This window comes from Maribacter huludaoensis (assembly GCF_029350945.1).
Classification (GTDB): domain Bacteria; phylum Bacteroidota; class Bacteroidia; order Flavobacteriales; family Flavobacteriaceae; genus Maribacter; species Maribacter huludaoensis.
Window position 1 is genome coordinate 293,124 of sequence record NZ_JARKMS010000002.1, and the last position, 19,526, is coordinate 312,649.

The window sequence follows — 19,526 nt, forward strand, 5'->3', positions numbered from 1 at the left end:
CGAACACGCGAGCTTCTCGATACCCTCCTCAACGGCGGGCAATCAAATTTCCTCGTGCCTCGAAATTCACTCGAAGTGACATTGGTGCTTAAAATAAATTGTTTGTAAAGGTTGAAGTATAACGTACTGTCAGTTCGAGTGGTTTTTTATTGGAGTAAAACGGAAATGAAAAATTGTATCGAGAACAGGTTTGGAACATAAAGGTCTCTCGTTTTACCGAAATTTCTTTTTCGCAAGATTCGGTAATTTTTCATATTCCCCAGCTATCAAGGCTTTCTTCTTCGCTTTAGACCATTTTTTTATTCGTTTTTCGGTCTCTATCGCCAAATTAGGATCAGTGAATTCACAATAATAAACAAGATTTACAGGTCTTCTCTTACTTGTGTAACTATCCTTATATTTTCCAGATTGATGAGATTCTAACCTTTGAGTTAGGTTAGAAGTTATTCCGGTATAAAAGCTGTTGTCAGCACATTCTAATATATAAACATAGTAAGTTAACACATTTTCAATATACGATTTAGATAGTAACAAAAAAGTTCTCGATACAAATTTACTCGTGCCTCAAAAATTCACTCGAAGTAACATGGTAACATTAAATTAAGAAGGTGAAATAAAACGAACTGTCAGTTCGAGTGTTTTCTGCAAGAAAATGTATCGAGAACAGTATTGGAACACGATAACTGCCCTCTTCTATTATCCTTTCTTCATATACCCACAAAAAGTCGTAAATTTCTTATCTCAAAACAACCTTGTAATTTGAGCATAATTAGAATGAAAACTACCATTACCCACAATGCTAACCAATATCAAATTGACCTGTCTAAACCATTGGATATTTCTATTGCCATAACCAGTAAAAAGGATAATGTCAACGCATGGTATATTGATGCTCCCAAAATAGAACCGCATCGGGATAAGGATTTTGTGGGTAGTATTCCTGCAGGTGCCAGTACTAACTTTTATGATATTTGGTTTAATCCCCATTCGCATGGTACGCATACTGAATGTGTAGGGCATATATCAGCTGAACATCAATCTGTAAACAAATATTTACAACAGTTTTTCTTTCTAGCTGAGGTAATTACGATAACACCGATAGAGAAAAACCAAGATTTGGTCATTACTAAAGAACAGTTACAAAAAGCATTAGGGGGAACAGCTCCTAGCGCATTGGTGATAAGAACTTTGCCCAATACAGCTATGAAATTAAACCGACAGTACTCCAATAGTAATCCGCCATACATTTTAGAAGATGCCATGGTGTTTTTGAGAGAACTTGGTGTTGAACATTTACTAATAGATTTACCTTCTGTAGATAAAGAAAAGGACAACGGTGCTCTTTTGGCACACAAGGCCTTTTGGAATTTTAATGGGGAAGTAAGATTAAATGCAACGATTACAGAATTTATTTATGTTCCGGAATCGATTGTTGACGGTTCATACTTTTTAAATCTACAGGTGGCACCTTTTGAAAATGATGCCAGCCCAAGCAGACCTGTGCTTTATAAAATTGAATGATTATGAAAAATCTACTGAAATTAGAGGAACTCGCCTTAATGGTTCTTGGTATTTTTATGTTTGGTCTATTAGGTTATCAATGGTGGTGGTTGCCGGTTTTGATACTTACTCCAGATGTTTCTATGTTAGGTTATTTATTGGGTGCAAAAATTGGGGCAATGTCCTATAACCTATTTCATCACAGGGGTTTTGCCGTGCTTTTATATTTTGTGGGTATTTACTTTATGCTACCCATTGTTCAATTAATAGGTACAATTCTTTTTATACATACGGCTATGGACCGTATCTTTGGTTACGGACTTAAATACGATAAAGGGTTTAAGTTTACGCATTTAGGCGAAATAGGAAATAAAAATGGATAATATTTTTGATACGATTCTAGGTCTGGTTCTAGGGGCCATTGGTATGTATTGGCTCTTTAATTTTTTTAAGAGCAAGAAAAGTAAAGAGATAACAACACACCAATCTACCGTGTTGTTAGAAAAAATGAAAAGCGTTTGCAAATTGATCTCCGTAGAAGGCGAATTTGCCGAAATCTACAAATATGAAAATGTAAAGGATTTCATGAGTTTGGTAAGCAGTAAAAAGAAAGCACTTGTTGTTATAAAAGCGAAGGCCCATATTGGTTATGATCTAAGTAAAATACTAATGCATGCAGATGAGGGTAAAAAAACAATTATTCTTGATAATTTTCCTCAACCAGAAGTTTTGAGTATTGAACCAGAATTGGAGTTTTATGATATTAAAAGCGGATTTTTCAACTTTTTTGCACCTGATGATCTTACAAAGTTGAACGCAGAAGCCAAGAGTCACATTAGAGAGAAAATACCGGAAAGCGGATTGATGGATACGGCCAGAAAAGAAGCCTTGCAAACCGTTTTGATCATGGAAAAAATTGTGGAAACTATTGGGTGGACACTTGATTATACGGCCCTAAAAATTCCACAAAAACAAATAGAACTATTAGAAGAAAAACAGTAATTAAAAATGAATTTTAAAATGAAAAACGTAATTTGTATCCTTGTAATAACACTAATGACCACTGTAACTTTTGGTCAAAATGATGATAAAATGACAGAATTTGATGCTAATTTTTCCCATACTGTATTTTTTTGGTTGAAAAACCCTGATAATCAAGCAGACAGAACCGCTTTTGAAACTTCTTTGCGTAAATTTTTAGATAACTCTGGTTATGCGAAGACAAAATTTATTGGCACTCCTCCAAAGGCTAGTAGAGATGTAGTAGATGGTTCTTTTACCTATTCATTGATCGTAAGTTTTGATTCTGCGGAATCTCAACAAGCCTATCAAGATGAGGCTCCTCATAAACTGTTTATAGAAGAGTCGGAAAAGCTATGGTCCAAGGTAATCGTTTACGATTCCACAGGAATCTAAGATCGATATTATGGTTTTTAGAAAGGCTACTAAAGTTGATGTCGATAACATTGCAACGTTACATTCCGTAAGCTGGCAGCAAAATTATAGAGACTCCTTTAGTGATCATTTTTTAGATCATCAGGCATTCGATAATAGATTGATTGAATGGAAAAAGCGCTTTGAAAATCCGTCAGATAATCAATTTGTTGTTATAGCGGAGGAGGATGACGAGTTTTTGGGTTTTATGTGTGCCTATTTTAATCATGATGCCCAATACGGTACCTTACTGGATAATTTACATGTAAGCTTACATACTCAAGGCAAAGGTGTAGGTACAAAATTAATGGCCGCTTTAGCGGAAGAAATCCTAACGCGGAAAAGTGAAAATGGTTTTTACCTATGGGTTTTAGATACCAACGCCGCTGCGATTTCCTATTATGAAAAAATAGGTGGCGTTGCTATGGAAACTGTTGAGTCTAATGATATTGGAGATAAGACTTTTTTAAAAATCAGATATTATTGGCAAAATGCCTCAGCGTTTTTAGAAAATGTAAAAGCCAAAAAATCATAAAATGAATGTTGAAGAATACCGGGAATACTGCATAGCGAAAAAGGGTGTTACAGAATCTTTTCCTTTTGATGAGGTTACCCTGGTATTCAAAGTAATGGGCAAGATGTTCGCCTTATGTGGTTTGGATCATGTGCCTTTGCGTATTAACCTAAAATGTGATCCTGATAGGGCTATAGAACTTCGTGAAGAACATGATGGTATTATAGAAGGCTGGCACCTGAGCAAAAAACATTGGAATACGGTCTACCTTGATAGCATCTCTAAAGACTTAACAAAAGAGCTTATTGACCATTCGTACGATTTGGTAGTTTCTAAATTGACGAAAAAGATTAAGGCGGAGTTGGAGGGGTTGTAGTCGTTGTTTATTTGACTAAACATTAAACTAGTAGGTCCCATTCCCTCACCCAAAGCAACCATTCCCTCATTCTAACTTTTTAATTTATATTGGTTTGTAGTACTTAATAGTGTTTAAAACCACTGTTTATGAAAAACCATAGATTACCTCAAGAAGTAAATGCCGGGTCAATGGCAGACATCGCTTTTTTATTACTCATTTTTTTCTTGGTCACTACTTCTATAGAAAATGATGCGGGAATTAACCGTTCAATGCCTCCGGATATTACGGACAACACTGTTGATATCAAAGAGCGAAACCTTTTTGAAATCAGTATTAACGATGTTGACCTTATCATGGCTGAAGATGATATTATAAAGCCTACTAATCTTAGAGAGAAAATAATTGCTTTCATTGATAATGGGGGAATGTCAATTGAAAACGAAGGGTATTGTACATATTGCAAAGGTAATCGGCTTGCAAATTCATCAGAGAATCCGGATAAGGCTATCATTTCCATTAAAACACAACGTAATAGTAGCTATCCTGTCTATGTGTCGGTGCAAAATGAAGTAATAGGGGCTTATAATTTTCTTCGTAATAGAGAAAGTCTTCGTTTGTTCAATACCACTTATGAAACCATTTATTCTGATTATTACAATGATGAAATTAGTGAAGATCAAAAGAAGATTTTAAAAGAACGACTTGAAATTATAAGAGCGCTCTATCCGCAGAAAATTTTAGAACCAGAAACCGTAAATAACTAAGACCATGATAAAATTTAACAAATACCGATCTAGTAAAAGCTTACCTCCAGTATCAACAGCATCATTGCCAGATATCGTTTTTATTCTTCTCTTTTTCTTTATGACGGTTACCGTTATGAAGAATCAAAATTTATTGGTTGAGAATACGCTGCCAACGGCAACCGAAACGGAAAAATTGGATAAGAAAGATCGGGTGATTGAAATTTATGTAGGCAAACCTACTTCAGAAGCCAAGACCAATTTAGGTGATGAACCAAGAATTCAAATGGATAATAAATTTATTACCGTAGACGAAGTTGGTGATTATGCGCTACAAGCTTTATCGTCAATGCCACAGCATTTAAGAAGTGTGGCAACAGTTTCTATAAAAGCTGATGTAGGAGTTAAAATGGGTATTATAGAAGATTTGAAAAGTCAACTACGTATGGTGAATCTTCTGAAAATAAATTACACTACTTATGAGGGCGCCGTTACAGATAATCTATAGCAAGAAATGAGTATTATAAAACTACTTTCCATTTATAGAAACCATTTTCTAAGGTTATCTTTACCTTTTTAATAGGTTTATATGAATGAATAATTTACAAGAGTTTTATACCACTAAAGTAAACGGTTTTGAAAAACAGATCGAGGCACTGACCAAACAGTTATATACGTTCAGTATACTTCGTTTGCTTATATTTCTTGGGACCATTGTTGCCATATATTTCGCATCTGTAGATGCTAAATATGTCATTGGTGTATTATGTGTGGGTATACCGTTGTTCTTGTATTTGGTGAGCAAATACACTAATCTTAAACATCAAAAATCAAAATTAGAGGCATTAAAGGAAATTAATGCGGTAGAGTTACAGGTGTTGAATAGGGATTATTCTAACCTTCCCAACGGAAAGGAATTTGCTGACGATATTCATTATTTCAGTCAAGATATTGATCTTTTTGGCGAAGGTTCTTTTTATCAAGTTTCCAACAGAACAAAACTTGCCGAGGGTAGCTTGTTGTTGGCAGATATCTATAAGGAAAATTCCATAAATGAGATAAAGGAAAAACAAGAAGCTATTGCCAAGATAGCGGAGAAAGTAGATTGGAGGCAAGAGTTTTCAGCCATGGCAGCATTGACGAAAACAGAAACTTCTACACATACTATCGCTACTTGGTTAAAGAACTATAAGCCCTTTGTGCCAAAGGCGATGAAATTTATTCCTTCCGTATTTTCTATTATTTCAGTAACTATATTCATAGCGTACTTTTTGGATTACCTACCAGAATCAGTGTTGATAACATGGCTGGTTTTAGGGATGGTCATTGTTGGTTTGTTTACTAAAAAAGTAACCAATTTAGGTCAAAGTGCCACAAAAATGAAGTCTACCTTTGATCAGTACAATCAGCTATTGGCTATGATTGAAGAGACTGAATTCACATCAAATTTATTAAAGAGGCAGAAGGCGAATATTTTAAGTAATGGGGAGCAAAATTCTAAGGTGTTAAAGAAATTTGCTTCGTTATTGAGCAATCTAGACCGTAATAATAATCTATTGTATTTAATATTTGCTAACGGATTTTTTCTTCGTTCGTTAACCGATTGTCTGGCAGTTGAAAAATGGATCGAAGAACACGGTAAAAGCGTGGAAACCTGGTTCAATACTATCGCATTTTTTGATGCTTATAACAGTTTAGGGAACTTTGCTTTTAACCATCCAAATTTTACGTATCCTACAATTACTGATGATGAGGTGGTGTTGAATTCTAAAAACGCAGGTCACCCCTTATTGGATCCCAAGAAAAGTATCTTGAATGATATTACTATAGAGGGCGGACAGTTCTTTATTATCACAGGAGCTAATATGGCAGGTAAGAGTACGTTTTTAAGAACGGTATCCTTGCAGATTATGATGGCGAATGTTGGTTTGCCCGTATGTGCCCAAGAGGTCAGTTATTCCCCTATAAAATTAATAACGAGCATGCGTACTACAGATTCATTGACAGATGATGAGTCTTACTTCTTTTCTGAGTTAAAACGCTTACGTTATATAGTAGATGAAATACAAGTTGACCGTTACTTTATTGTACTGGATGAAATCTTAAAAGGAACCAATAGTACTGATAAGGCATTAGGATCACGAAAGTTTGTGGAACGCTTGGTGAAAAGTAAATCTACAGGGATTATAGCCACTCACGATCTTAGTCTATGTGAAGTCGCCAATGAATATAATGCGGTTAAAAACCATTATTTTGATGCTGAAATCATAGATAACGAATTGTATTTTGATTATACGTTCAAAGATGGTATATGCCAAAATATGAACGCTTCTTTCCTGTTAAAAAAGATGGGGATTATTGAGTAGCTTTTAAATACAAATACAAATACAAATACAAAAAACAAACACAAGCTCAAAATAGAAGTAAATTAGTTGTTTACAATAATGATAAGAAACGTATATATTTCAGGTATTCTATTGTTAGTAGCAACAAACAACAAAAAATGTTTGCGTTTGAACTTGTTTTTTGAGTTTGAACTTGAATATTAATTCCCCCTTTGGGGGCTAGATATCACATGGATTCATTAACACAAATAGTACTAGGGGCAGCCGTTGGTGAAGCCGTGCTTGGTAAAAAAGTGGGTAATAAGGCAATGTTGTATGGAGCTATTGCCGGTACCATACCAGATTTAGATGTTATTACGCGTTATTTCCTTGATACGGTTACAGCAACGGAATGGCATAGGGGTTTTAGTCACTCCATATTCTTTTCTGTGCTTTTTGCTCCTGTGTTCGGGTGGTTGGTCTGGAAGATAAACAGGAAAGAATCTGCTACCTGGAGAGAATGGTCATGGTTAATGTTCTGGGGATTGTTCACTCACCCATTATTAGATGCTTTTACCACTTGGGGAACACAATTGTTCTGGCCCTTTAAAACGCGGTTGGCATTTCAAAGCATTTTCGTAATAGACCCTTTATACACTATTCCTTTTATCATTTTTTTGATTATGGCAATTTTCAAAAAAAGAACTTCCGTTAAACGTCAAAAATATGTTCATTTAGGGCTTGCCATTAGTACAGCATATTTGCTATTTACCCTTGTTTTAAAAGGAATCGCTTTTCAAAGATTTGAGAATGCCTTAATGGAACAAGGTATTGTTTACAGTGATACGAATACACGCCCGGCGCCATTGAATACGGTATTATGGATGGCGAATATAGATACTGAAGATACGTATTTGATGGGAGAGTATTCTTTTTTTGATACTAAGGATGTTTCATTTTCTGCATTTCCAAAGAATCATGAACTGTTGGGTAAATGGGCGGATAATGATAAGATAGTACGACTTATTAAAATAACAGAAGGCTGGTATACCATTACAGAAAGAGAAGGGGACCTTTATTTCAATGATTTAAGATTTGGACTCATAAGTTTAGATGAAAACGAAACCCAATTTGCCTTCAGTTATAAACTGGTGCCCAATGGGGGAGATCTCATTGTGGAAGAAAGACCTAAATTTAAACGGGATGCAAAACGACTGATGACTACCCTTTGGAAGCGTATGTGGGGAAATTAGGTGTTAAAAAGGATAGCCAATAGCAAAGTTTAAGGTCATGTTATTATCGGCATTTCCAAAGAAAGGTACGTTCCATCGCTCGTTTTTAGCTTCGTACGGAATTCTTAATGGAGACGCAAGATCAAGGCGGATAACAAAGTTTTGAACATCTAATCGTAAACCAAACCCTACTCCCGCAGCAACCTCGGTAAGCCAGTCTTTTTCAAATTTACCATCTGTAAAAAGTGTTTCGGAAAAACTGCTGTTCAGTTGGTCTTCTTCTAGTTCAGAGTAATCACCGGTCAGCCACACATTACCCGCATCAACAAAAAAAGCGCCTTTTAGATAGGAAAAAAGTGGAAATCGATATTCTACATTAGCTTCTAGCTTAAGGTTACCGGATTGGTCAAAATAATCGGTAGTGGCATTTTCTGTTTCCGCATTAAAATTACCGGGTCCTAAAGAACGGATGTTAAACGCTCTAACGCTATATGGACCGCCGGAATAAAACTGTTTAACAAAGGGTAATGTTGAACTATTGCCGTATGGAACGCCCCAACCTGCATAAACACGGGATACCAAAGTGCGCTCCTTTTTCCAACGTAGGTACAGTCTTAAATCTGCATCGGCTTTTGCATATTGGGCGTATGTAGAGCCAAAAATAGTTTCTGAACCACCGCTAATAAGATTTAGCATATTACCGGCAATATCAAAGTTGGTTGAAAAGTAAATAGGAGCCTCTTTGCTAAGTTTGGATACTTCGTCATAGGTGAAACTATAGAGCAATCCTGCTATAAAACGCTGCTCAAAACTTTGACTCAAATATTCATTGTCGTCTAAAATTGCCTGAAACTCATCGGTTACATTTGATAGCCTTGAGTAATTTATGCTGATAGGGTCTAGGGTGTGGTATACGTATTGGTTTTCTTGCCAGGTATAGCCAAAAGATGCATTTACAGAACTTAAGGTAAACAATTGGCTACGCTGTAAAAAATCGTAACCTAAAGATATTTTTGTTTTAGGTACGGCATACTGGAACCTACTGGGTGAAAACGGTATGGACCTGGGTATTACTAGATCGGCACTTATACCACCTGCTATACTGCTTAAACTGGAATTACTGCCGCTTGATAATTGCGATTCATAACTAAAATTGGCGGAAACACTAAAGGTTTCACCACCGTTGAACACATTTCTGTTGGTATGGCTTAGAAGAATACCGGGACCGGTGAATCCGTTAGATTTTGATACGGCCTGTATTTCTGCCCTAATGGAGCGTTTGGTCAATGGAGCCAAGTAAATGCTTGCTGCCAATGAACCGCCATTACCATCGGTAGCCGTAGTATCCAGTTCCGTGTATTGTATGTTTACATATTTGTAACTGCCCAATGCAGATAACCTATTGCTTGTTTGTTTGGAAACATCGGCATTGTAAAGGTCGCCCTCATTGAATAATAGATAGGATTCCAAAAGCTTTGGTTTAAAGTATAGCTCATTCTGTACAAAATCAATACTGTCTATTTGGGTTACATTTTCTTCAGTTAAGGGCAGTGTGTCACCTTCAATGGTGTAATTGGGGTAAACGGTAATGGAATCAATAGTGTACGGAATTGATGCCCGCGCGGGAACATCTTTTTTTAGTCTAAGAAAAAGGTCAAATTTTCTGTTTTTATATTGATTGGTATCTGCCTCAAAAATGAGTATATCTTCTTGACTGTTGTAAAACCCTTTTTGTTTTAATCCATTGTTTAATCTTGCTCTTTCGGCCTTCAGTAAATCTAAATCAAATCTATCTCCCTTTGCCAAAGAGGTTTCCGGGAGCATTTTTTCTATTTCTTTATAAATGGGCAATGAGTCAGATTCAAGATGATAGTTTTCCAAAACATAGGGCTGCGGCATACTGGCCGTATAATTGACCGAAGCGAATTTGTCGTTGTTGACTACTTCAGAAGATGATTTGCTATAGAAGAATCCATTATTGTCCAAGCGGTTTAAAATCAATTCTTCTACACGGTCTGTATTTACTTCAGAAAAATATACCGGTTCTTCCCCAAAAGATTTATTCAGAAATTTATATAGAAACCCTGGTTTTTCTCGCTGCGCCTTGTAATGAAAAAATAGGGCAGGCTTCATGCCTAAAAATGTGGTATTCGGGTTAGGTTCAATAAGGTTTAATAATTCGGCCTTTACCTCTTTACTGTCATGTATCTCACCTTCGGAAAGTAACTCAAGCTCGGCACCGGTGTACAGTTGCTCTCCTTCAGGAATATATTTTTCAATGCCGCATGAATATATCAGCAAAAATGCCAAACAAATTAAAGTTCTATATGTGCAGTTGTTCGTTTTCAATGTGCCGTTATTCTTCTTTTTTGTTCGTGTCTTTTTTAGACGGTTTATTCTCTTTTTTCAGCGGACTGAACAATTGACTGAATTTGTTGAACTCGCGATTAAAGATAAAAGCTAAACCCGTTACTATAAGTTGACCGTCAATAATATTTTGATACTCTTGTTTTCTAAACCCCTTTAGTCTGTACGTGCCTTCTTCACTCAATAGGTACTCCAAGGTTACGTTACCGATCAATGGTGTTTCACTTTCGCTGGAATATGCACTTCCTTCAACATCTACTGCGCTACCTGCGGTAACGATCAACCGATCGTTAAATAGTCTTTTGCTGGCATTGATATTCAATTGGGTACGACTTTGGGCGCTTCCGCTTTCGTAATCCTCAAAACTGTCCAAGTCAAAACCGAACTCAAAACCTGTATTGCCCAATAATTTATTGGAAATGGAAGTAAGTTCGTTAGAAAGAACTTTGTTTACGTTGTTTCGGGCTATAGTTACAGCGCCACCACTACTACCATCACTTCCTGTGGTAGGATAAAAACGGTTAAGTGCCAAGAGCGAGAAGACCTGTTTGTTCAATTCGGATTCTTGCTCGTTCAATTGTTGAATACGACTGTACACGGCACCACCAAAGTTACCCTGCGCATTTTCTGGCATGTCCAGGGCGAAGGAGAGTTCTGGTTGCATAAGCTGCCCATCTATGTTTAAATATACCAAGAATGGTGTAGACTGTGCATAGGAGCCAGAAACACTGCTGTCCGTTCCGTAACTAATGGAAGACATTAATGAAGAAGCAGATGTCTCTATTTCATAAATAGCGGTTACGTCCATTTTGGCATCGAATGGGTCACCGCTCCATACAATACTGCTACCTTTTTGTAATTGAAATTCGCGGCTTACCAAGTTGTATAAACTGGTTCTGTAAAAGCCCGAGTTCAATTCTAGTCTGCCCGATAGTCTTATGTCTTGATTTGGATCTATGTTCAAATTCAATGTAGCGTTACCGGATGCCTGCAACTTGTCTTGGGTTTTTTCATCAAGTACAATGGTGAATTTAGCCTCGTTCCCTATTTCTAGAACCGTATTGATATCCATGCCGGCAAAGAAAGAATTCGTAGTTTCTTCATCTGATCTTGTAAGTATGGCATCAGGGTTTTCCCTGTTTACAAAAATGACAACACCGTCTCGCTCCTGAATGTCCAATTGGTCTTGAGGTACAACATAAGTTAGATCGGTAATATCGCGAATGCGTAACCTGCCATCTATAACGGGTAGTTCTAAATCTCCCTGTACTTTTACATCTGCTTTTATACTTGCAATTCCATAGACCAATTCATCATCTCCTTTTTTGGAATCTAACACTCTAAATTGATCTGTTTTCACCGTTAGGTCAAAACTTGGGTTGACAAAACTCTCTGTGTAAACGGTACCGTCTATAGTCAATGCACCTTGATTAATGTCCTCTATGGCAAAGGAATTAAAGCTTACTTCGTCTTGATCAATATCTATGAATTGATCATCTATGGTAAACGTAGACTTATAGGCCGCCAAAGCTAAGCTAAAATCATTAAAGTTTATTCTGCCCGAGTATTTTGGTTCTGCCAGGGTACCCTTTACCAATAAGCTTCCGTCTAGATAACCCTTTGCATTCGTCAATTGTTCGTATGAGAATCCTTCTATTATACTGGCTTCCAGCTTTTGAATATCCAGTTCCATATTCAGGTAGGCGGTATTTTGTTTTGCGGTATAATCTCCGGTTAAATTAAGCTTTGCACCACCGTCTTTTAGGGCGAGGTCAAAGTCATATTCTGATAACGATTTGGAAGTTGCATCAAGGGTAAGGGTGCCTAACGGATTTTGAAGTACCTGAAAATCTTTGATATCTAAATTGGCAACAAGCCCAGACGCGGTGTAGGGATTAATAATTACAAAATCGCCTTCTACCTTACCTTTTGCCAAGGCTTCATCAGGATTGAAAAAACTGAGAAATGTCTGTAACTGAAAATTCTCGAACAGGATTCCAATATGTTCCGTATCCATCTTTGGAAATGTATTGGATATCTCCATCTTTTGAGAATTTCGAGTAAAGATTACTTTTTCAAAATCTGAAAATGATTCACTGATCACTATAGAATTATCCTCTGGAATTTCCCATTGCTTTTTATTAAGGATTAAATCTTCTGGATCAATATGGAGTTTTAAAGTATCTTTTTGGAATACTAGACCAGATGCTATGTGCATGACCTGTACCGTGTCATTTTTTGAATTGAAATCAAGTAATAATTCTTTATTCTTTAAGCTACCTTCTAAATAGGTTTGTTTAAGATGAATGGGTTCGTAAATTAAATCTGCAAGGCCTGCAGAAAATTTCAGGTCTACAGAATCTCCTTTTACATAGGCATTTAAACTATCTACAGAACTACCGGCATACGATATGTGCGGTACTTTCACTTGAGCGGAAATTTTTCTCTTTTTAGAATTAAAACTGGCATCTATATTCAAGGAATCTAAATCTTCTACTCCGTTAAAAAATACTTTAGACAATACCGGTGTTGGTATTATGGCAATCGCCAGTTTTGCTTCAATAGTATCTTCGACCTCATAGACGGTGTCGTCTGTTGAGAAATAGTGTTCCAATTGTTTTTTTAATGCGTTGGTAATACGACTAGGCGATGCATTGGATGCCAACTGACCGTTCAAGAAATTACTTTGTACGGAAACGTCGGTTATGGTATCTTCAACATGTGCCTTTAGAATGATGGTTGACACTTGATATTGCTCGTTATCCGCTACGGCAATACCATCATCAATAGCGGTGTTAATCGTAAAATTGGATGGCGTGCCGGTATAATCACCATTTATATTAGCGGCAACTTTAATGTTTTCCTTTGTAAGTCCAAGCTCTTTTAAATCTGCCCCAATAATATTTGAAGTAAATTGAATATCATTGTCATTAGATGTAAGAAGCAAAGTTGCACCTGCATCCATATTCAAATTGGGGTCGTTGATATTTGCGGATATGTTACCCTTGCCATTATTTAGAATACCGTCAATATCAATCGCCTTATAACTGTAACCGCCGTATTGAAATTGCGAAATGTTACCGGTTATGTTGGCATCTAAATTGCTTGTTTCGTTACCAGAGCCATTAGCATTTATTTGCAATGAAATTTCACCTAACTGATCGTTCTGTAACAGTTGCCCTAGTTGAAGACTGTCTATAGAAACGGTACCATCAAATTTCATGATTTCCCCAAAGTCAACAAGGGCATTTATACTTGCATTCCCTTCTGGAATTTTTAGGGCCATGTTTGGTTTTACCCAGCTAGTTCCACCAGATAAGCTGCCTTCGGCTACAATGGTTTTAGGTATAGAAATTCCTAATTCCTTGGAGGATATTAATTTGTCTATAGCAGTTTTATTGCTTTTAAAGCTAATATTGTTCAAATTATAAAAAAGTATATCTGCTTGGATTAGATTTTCAATACTGCCTTTTGCCACAAGATATGTGTCTGGCCCCCATTGTATTTCTGTACTGAGATCATCAACTTTTCTTAGGTTTCCTCTTGCCTTTAAATGACCGGTAAAAGGATGTTTTGATAAGGAATCTAGATATTGATTTTGGGCAAGCTCCGGTTGAATTTTTAAGAGGTCGCCAAGCTCTAAATTTAGATCGGCAATGTTTGCGGTTAGGGTGCTTTTTTCAGGATTTTCCAATGCATCTTTCAACGAATTGAACTGTACATTAATATCTGCATTTGCAGAACTATTGTTTATTTGAAAAACGACATCTGACAGTGATGCCTTGGTATTGTTTAAGCCAGCTTTAAAGGCTAATTGATTTAAATGTATACCGCTAGGTTCTGAGAAGGAGAATTTAGAAACATCTAAATTGAACTGCTCTGGGCGATATTCTAAATTTTTGGAAAGTAGTTGTAACTGCTCAATTTTAAATGCATTGGGGTTGAAGCTTTCCGTGCTTTGCTGGTTGCCTTTTGTGGAATAACTGAATGTGTTCTTGGCAAGGTCTATATCGTTAGCCGCAATGATGAATTCCGGCCATTCAAATTCAGCTGTATTGGTGGTAGTTATTTCAGTATCTTCACTCCTTAGTTTTATATCTATTTGTGTATCATGAAGAACAAGGTCATCTGTCTCATATCTATTTTTGGATACATCTGCCAGTATTTCTGTAAGTTTAATGGTACCAAGTTTTAACTGGGTCTGTAAACCGCCTGGCTGACTGTTGTAGGTGATATTTACGTTATTTACATTAAAATCTTCCACCTCAATATGTGGTAGAGCTGTACTTGTGGTGTCTTCGGTTATTGGGAATTCATGAGATTGAACGTACTGGAGTTGGGTATTACTCAACTTAAAATCATCCAAAGAGAATTTCATGGAATTCAAGTCGAATTCCGATACGTCAATATCTAATTGACCAAGTATAAGGTTGATATCCGTTCCAAGATAGGCATCGGAATAATTCAATTTCCAATCAGTGATATCTAGGCTGCCAACATTTATATTCATGGGTTCACCAGTAGTAGCGGTCGTATCTGTCGTAGTAGTCAGTGCATCTATTAAGAACGTAAAGTTGAAAACATCTGGGTTGTTCTCCCTAATTATTTTGGCAACAACACCTTTAGATATAACATCATCAATTGAAATTTCATTTTTAAAAATGGCAGGGTATATTGGAATGTCCGCTTGTAACGATTTTGAATAGAATAGGGTATCTCCCTTAACATCTTCCAGATAAACACCTTCTATTTGTATATCACCAGAAAAGGTAATGTACAATTTGCCAACTTCTACTTTAGTATGTGTTTTGCTAGAAATATAATTGGTAACTTTAGATACAATGGCATTTTGTGCCCAAGGTGTCCGTACTATCAGGACCAAAACAAAAAATAGGAAAATTAGCCCAAGGAGAATTTTTCCAATGCGCTTTAGGTATTTTTTGAATTTCAGATTTTCGTTGGCCATAAGGAAAACAATATAATATTGAATACAGTCATTCAATCTTTAAACTAGAACATGTTACGATTCCAGCTGTGCCATAAAACCTGTAGCAATTATAAGCAGTAGGACTATGATGATCATAAGGTTGTAAAACCTTCTTTTCTTCTTCTTGGTTTCTTTAAGTGATGCCATTACTGGACAAAGTTAAATTTACCAGTATATAAAATTAGCTTATTTACTAATAAGATTATCCATAAAACATATGGGATGAATTTATCTTAGCTAATGATTCATGAAATTAGGTAAAATAAAATTAGTTCATCTACACTTTAGGTCCATTGGTCTACACTTTGTTTTATTCTGGCAATTATCAACGATTTAAGCTGCATTGATGAGGTACCTTTGGAGTGTAATTATTGACTAACTCAAAAAATTACTAGTACTCAAACAAATGAAAAAACTAATTCACACAAAAAAGTGCTTCGGTTATTTTGAAACTGTCACCGAGGAAGAAATTTTTGAAATTTGTGCCTATAATGTTACGGGTTCAGAATTAATTTTAGAGGCTGCAGTCGTGTGAAAAAGTTGTTCAGGTAGTTCCCCCAAATCAATGAAGGCCAATAGAAATATTGGTCTTTTCCTATTTTAATCCTTTGGTTTGTACATTATGGAAACTATCTGCCTGTAAGCGCAGCAATTCTTCCGCTTTTTTCTTTTTGTATCCGTATAGCTCTTCTTCACCCTTTAAATCTTCATAAATTTTTTGATTGATTTCACCATCTGTAGCAACTATTAGTTTACGTTGTGCCAACTTTTGGGCAACCCATGAAGCTAATACACTTTCTTCTTCTTCCAATTTAATGTCGTACTCACCTTTAGGAGCCATTAATTTGGCAATTATGGGCGAAGTTTCAATAGCTAAGAAGAGTAGAAATATAAAAAATGATGGCATCCATGGTAATTCATCTAGAGCCGTAATTCGTGCCATTAATCCGTCAAAACCATCAATAATAGGTTGTGAGTTTTTCACCACGTCTGCATAATCTGCATTCAATGCCGTTATTTGGGCTTCTAAATCTGTAATTTTTTCTGCATTAGCGGTCTTTAATGCCTGTAGTTCAGCAAGTGCGGCATCATGTTTTTCGCGCTTCTCCGCATATACAGGTCCTTTGCCCAATAGCTTTGTGCCGGCCGTGCCTTCTGCTTCATTGATATAAATATCATAAAGGGCATTGGTTTCTTTTTCTTTTTCGGCTATTTCAGATTTTAAGTTGGTGATGTCGTTATTTAACTGCGTTATCTTAGGTGTGTACTGTAAGGCAAGTTGATTTTTATTGGAAAGGGTAAGGTCATTCTTTTGCTCTAATAAAACCTGATTGATCTCTTTTTCAAAAATCTTCATTTCCAAAGGTTTTGAAATTACGATAGCAATGATAACGGCAAGAACTATTCGTGGTACTGCCTGTAAAAACTCTTGCCCAAAATTGCCTCGTTTTTTTATGGTCGATACTATAAAACGGTCCAAGTTAAAAATTAGAAGTCCCCAAATGAGTCCGAAAAATACGGCGGCATAGACATTGTCAAATACGGTATACAGAGCATAGCTACTTGCTATAAATGCCATTACCGCAGTAAAGAAAACTGTAGCGCCAATACCTGCGTATTTGTTTTGTTCGCCTTTAGAACATGTTTTTAAAAGTTCTGAGTCGGCGCCAGAACAAAGAATGAAGAAATTTTGAATCATGATGAAAATTCGTTTTTTGACCATCCATACGGCTGGCAAGTTGATGATGATGATGTATACTGGGTGAACGTAACTATTTTGTTTTTGGTACGTAAAAAGCCCTCGAAAAGAGGGCTTTAACATATGTTTGACGTTGTGTCTATCGTATTGTTACAGGTGCGGTAGTAATTCTTACTTCAGTCTTTCCAAGTTTCTTACGAGATTCCATGTTCAATTCTTTGTTCTTTTTAAGTATGTCGATCGCTTTATCAGACGTTATTTTTTCGCCTTCTAAATAAAATATTGCTCCTTTTTTTGCCATGTCTATAGCGTAGTCAAGAGGAGAGGGTGGAGTAGGAGGAGTGGGTGCCGTGGGACTAGTAAGTTCCATAGTCGTTTTTGAGGATGTTCCTTTTATTCCATTGATGTTTAAGTTCAAATGATTATAGGGGTCTTGATTTTCAATGATTTCTTTAATTTGATTATCTGCATAATCTGAAGAATTCGGTGCTTTTGGAGCTTTGGGAGCTGGTGGTGGCTCTGGGAAATCAGGGAATGGCTCTGCATTCTCTTTTTGCTCTTTGGACATTAATTCGTAAATATATTTTAATTGATCTACATCAGATTTCACGATGCGGATATTACCACCATCGGCTATCATACGGTTGTATTTTTTTGCAAGCTCATCATATTTTGACATTTGAACAGATGTTGCTCTTTTTTTTCTTTTATCGATTTTAGGGTTGTATTCCTGAATGTCAATAGTTGCTGCTCCGTATGCAAGTAATTCTTGCTCCACTTTCATCACTACTTCTTTGGGGCTGTCAGGTACAACCTTTATTATTGTTTTTACAATTTGTTTTCTCTGGTTAATAGTTAAATGAGAATTTATTTCAGATAAATGTTTCTGCAAATCTTCTAATTCAACTAACTCATCTTGTACAAGCAACTGCCCTTCTTTATTTATATTTACGGTTATCTTAGGGATTGTTGACTGTTCATTTTCTCTAAGTCGGTTATAGTAATTACCTCTTGAGTCAACTAATTTGTTGTTTTCAATTTTAAACGACCAATCTTCATAACCATAAGTAAAATAATAACTATTGGAACGTTTCTTAGGGTAATAACGTACAGCTTTTTTCTTTCCTTCTATAAGATCAAAAACCATATAGATATCGTATTCTGAAACAATTAATTTTATATTGTTTTGTTCACTTAACCATTTACCATTTAATTGATTTCTTAAACTATTTTTTTTACGGATAAACTTTTTTCCATTAAATTGAATCGTTTTTTCTTCCTGGTTTGTTTTGACTAAGAGTTTTTCTTTGTCAAACTCAGAGTAATAAAATTGCCCATTTATTTTTTCAAATTTTAAAATGTTATTTTGATAATTACCCGAAAGCAAATTTTCATTTTCTGCGGTAATTTTTAATATTTCTAATTCATTTTCTTCATTTAACCATTCTCCATTTATGGGGTAAGCTTGTGTATCGCTTATGAATTTTTCTTTTCTGTTTGAGAAGCTATAAAGCATGATGGTCAATACGGGCAGAATTAAAAGACTTCGAATTAAAATACCTCTTTTTGATGTTTGTTTTTTCATGATGATGAATCGTTTTTTGATTGATGAATAATTTATGGCATTTGCAATGCCAACGGATTGATGCGTGTGAAAGTTGTCGTTAGATAAGTACGACAGTAAAGTGTTTTGATAGTGTAATTGATTTTCTTGTACTTTGATTACAGCACTATCGGCTAAAAATTCATGATTGAGTTTTATACTTCTTTTGAATAGATAAATTAGCGGATTAAACCAGAATAAAACTTGTAGCAATTCAATAAAAATAACATCTAAACTATGCCACTCCTTAGCATGGGTTTCTTCATGTAATAGTACAGCGGCTGGTATACTCTTAGATTCAAATTTTTGCTTGTTCAAAAATATATAGCGAAGAAATGTATGTGGCGGTAATTCTTCTTTTAACAAGACTTTTACCAAGAAATTAAATTTAATTTGGGTATTGCGCCTAACACGGATCCATAGTTTGGCAATGTTATAAAGAAAACGAAATCCAAAAATTGCAACTCCCAAACCATAAATAGTATAAAGAATTAAGGACCAATTCATGGGCGATTCTTTCATCTCATGAACTATAGGTGTTATTTCTGGTTGTTCATTTATAGTTAAAACTTGAGTGACAGCAGGGGTTGGTTCTGCTTCTATATATTCGGTAAAAACAATCTGTGGAATTATAAGAGAAAAAATAAGCGCAGTTAATAGAAAGAATCTTTTAAAATGGTGCATACTTTCCTTTTCAAGCAAAAGTTTATAGAACACTAAAAAAATGCCCATGCATGCCGTAGATTTTAAAAGATAAATCTCCAT

15 protein-coding genes are annotated in these 19,526 nt (G+C 35.9%); 10 read left to right on the forward strand and 5 right to left on the reverse strand.

Features of this window, described 5'->3' with window-relative positions; genetic code table 11:
* Nucleotides 1–213: 213 nt before the first annotated feature.
* Nucleotides 214–504, reverse strand: a complete 291-nt coding sequence (locus PXC01_RS06345) for a GIY-YIG nuclease family protein (RefSeq protein ID WP_276472114.1) — start codon at nucleotides 502–504, stop codon at nucleotides 214–216.
* 270 nt (nucleotides 505–774) lie between these two features.
* Here PXC01_RS06345 and PXC01_RS06350 point away from each other — a divergent pair, with 270 nt between their 5' ends.
* The 10 genes from PXC01_RS06350 (at nucleotide 775) to PXC01_RS06395 (ending at nucleotide 8,126) form a co-directional block, all read left to right on the forward strand.
* Nucleotides 775–1,521, forward strand: a complete 747-nt coding sequence (locus tag PXC01_RS06350) for a cyclase family protein (RefSeq protein WP_276471486.1) — start codon at nucleotides 775–777, stop codon at nucleotides 1,519–1,521.
* 2 nt (nucleotides 1,522–1,523) lie between these two features.
* The gene (locus tag PXC01_RS06355) at nucleotides 1,524–1,883 is read left to right on the forward strand and encodes a DUF4260 domain-containing protein (protein WP_058104020.1); all 360 of its coding nucleotides are present in this window, start codon (nucleotides 1,524–1,526) and stop codon (nucleotides 1,881–1,883) included.
* Nucleotides 1,876–2,502: a DUF4230 domain-containing protein gene (locus tag PXC01_RS06360; RefSeq protein ID WP_276471487.1), complete on the forward strand. Its 627-nt coding sequence runs from the start codon at nucleotides 1,876–1,878 to the stop codon at nucleotides 2,500–2,502. The genes PXC01_RS06355 and PXC01_RS06360 overlap by 8 nt, the downstream gene beginning before the upstream one ends.
* Before the next feature lie 54 nt (nucleotides 2,503–2,556).
* Complete coding sequence (locus tag PXC01_RS06365; protein ID WP_394332428.1) at nucleotides 2,557–2,916, forward strand: Dabb family protein; 360 nt, start codon at nucleotides 2,557–2,559, stop codon at nucleotides 2,914–2,916.
* Nucleotides 2,917–2,926: 10 nt separating this feature from the next.
* Nucleotides 2,927–3,469, forward strand: coding sequence for a GNAT family N-acetyltransferase (locus PXC01_RS06370; RefSeq protein WP_276471488.1), 543 nt, complete (start codon nucleotides 2,927–2,929; stop codon nucleotides 3,467–3,469).
* A gap of 1 nt (nucleotide 3,470) precedes the next feature.
* Complete coding sequence (locus tag PXC01_RS06375) at nucleotides 3,471–3,824, forward strand: MmcQ/YjbR family DNA-binding protein (RefSeq protein ID WP_276471489.1); 354 nt, start codon at nucleotides 3,471–3,473, stop codon at nucleotides 3,822–3,824.
* Nucleotides 3,825–3,952: 128 nt separating this feature from the next.
* Nucleotides 3,953–4,570, forward strand: a complete 618-nt coding sequence (locus PXC01_RS06380; protein WP_276471490.1) for an ExbD/TolR family protein — start codon at nucleotides 3,953–3,955, stop codon at nucleotides 4,568–4,570.
* Nucleotides 4,571–4,574: 4 nt separating this feature from the next.
* A complete protein-coding gene (locus tag PXC01_RS06385; protein ID WP_276471491.1) occupies nucleotides 4,575–5,057 on the forward strand; it encodes an ExbD/TolR family protein in 483 nt (160 codons plus the stop codon).
* 85 nt (nucleotides 5,058–5,142) lie between these two features.
* A complete protein-coding gene (locus tag PXC01_RS06390) occupies nucleotides 5,143–6,915 on the forward strand; it encodes a MutS-related protein (protein ID WP_276471492.1) in 1,773 nt (590 codons plus the stop codon).
* A 209-nt stretch (nucleotides 6,916–7,124) separates the two neighbouring features.
* Nucleotides 7,125–8,126: a metal-dependent hydrolase gene (locus PXC01_RS06395; RefSeq protein WP_276471493.1), complete on the forward strand. Its 1,002-nt coding sequence runs from the start codon at nucleotides 7,125–7,127 to the stop codon at nucleotides 8,124–8,126.
* 3 nt (nucleotides 8,127–8,129) lie between these two features.
* Here the strand turns inward: PXC01_RS06395 and tamL are convergent, their stop codons facing one another.
* The 4 genes from tamL to PXC01_RS06415 all read right to left on the reverse strand — a co-directional run bounded on the left by tamL (nucleotide 8,130) and on the right by PXC01_RS06415 (nucleotide 19,526).
* Nucleotides 8,130–10,415 (reverse strand): translocation and assembly module lipoprotein TamL, encoded by a 2,286-nt coding sequence (gene tamL / locus PXC01_RS06400; protein ID WP_276471494.1) that lies wholly within the window; start codon nucleotides 10,413–10,415, stop codon nucleotides 8,130–8,132.
* Nucleotides 10,416–10,461: 46 nt separating this feature from the next.
* Nucleotides 10,462–15,438, reverse strand: coding sequence for a translocation/assembly module TamB domain-containing protein (locus PXC01_RS06405; RefSeq protein WP_276471495.1), 4,977 nt, complete (start codon nucleotides 15,436–15,438; stop codon nucleotides 10,462–10,464).
* A gap of 616 nt (nucleotides 15,439–16,054) precedes the next feature.
* Entirely contained in the window at nucleotides 16,055–17,158 is a 1,104-nt protein-coding gene (locus PXC01_RS06410) for a DUF4407 domain-containing protein (protein ID WP_276471496.1), read from the reverse strand.
* Nucleotides 17,159–17,297: 139 nt separating this feature from the next.
* Nucleotides 17,298–19,526, reverse strand: a complete 2,229-nt coding sequence (locus PXC01_RS06415; RefSeq protein WP_276471497.1) for a M56 family metallopeptidase — start codon at nucleotides 19,524–19,526, stop codon at nucleotides 17,298–17,300.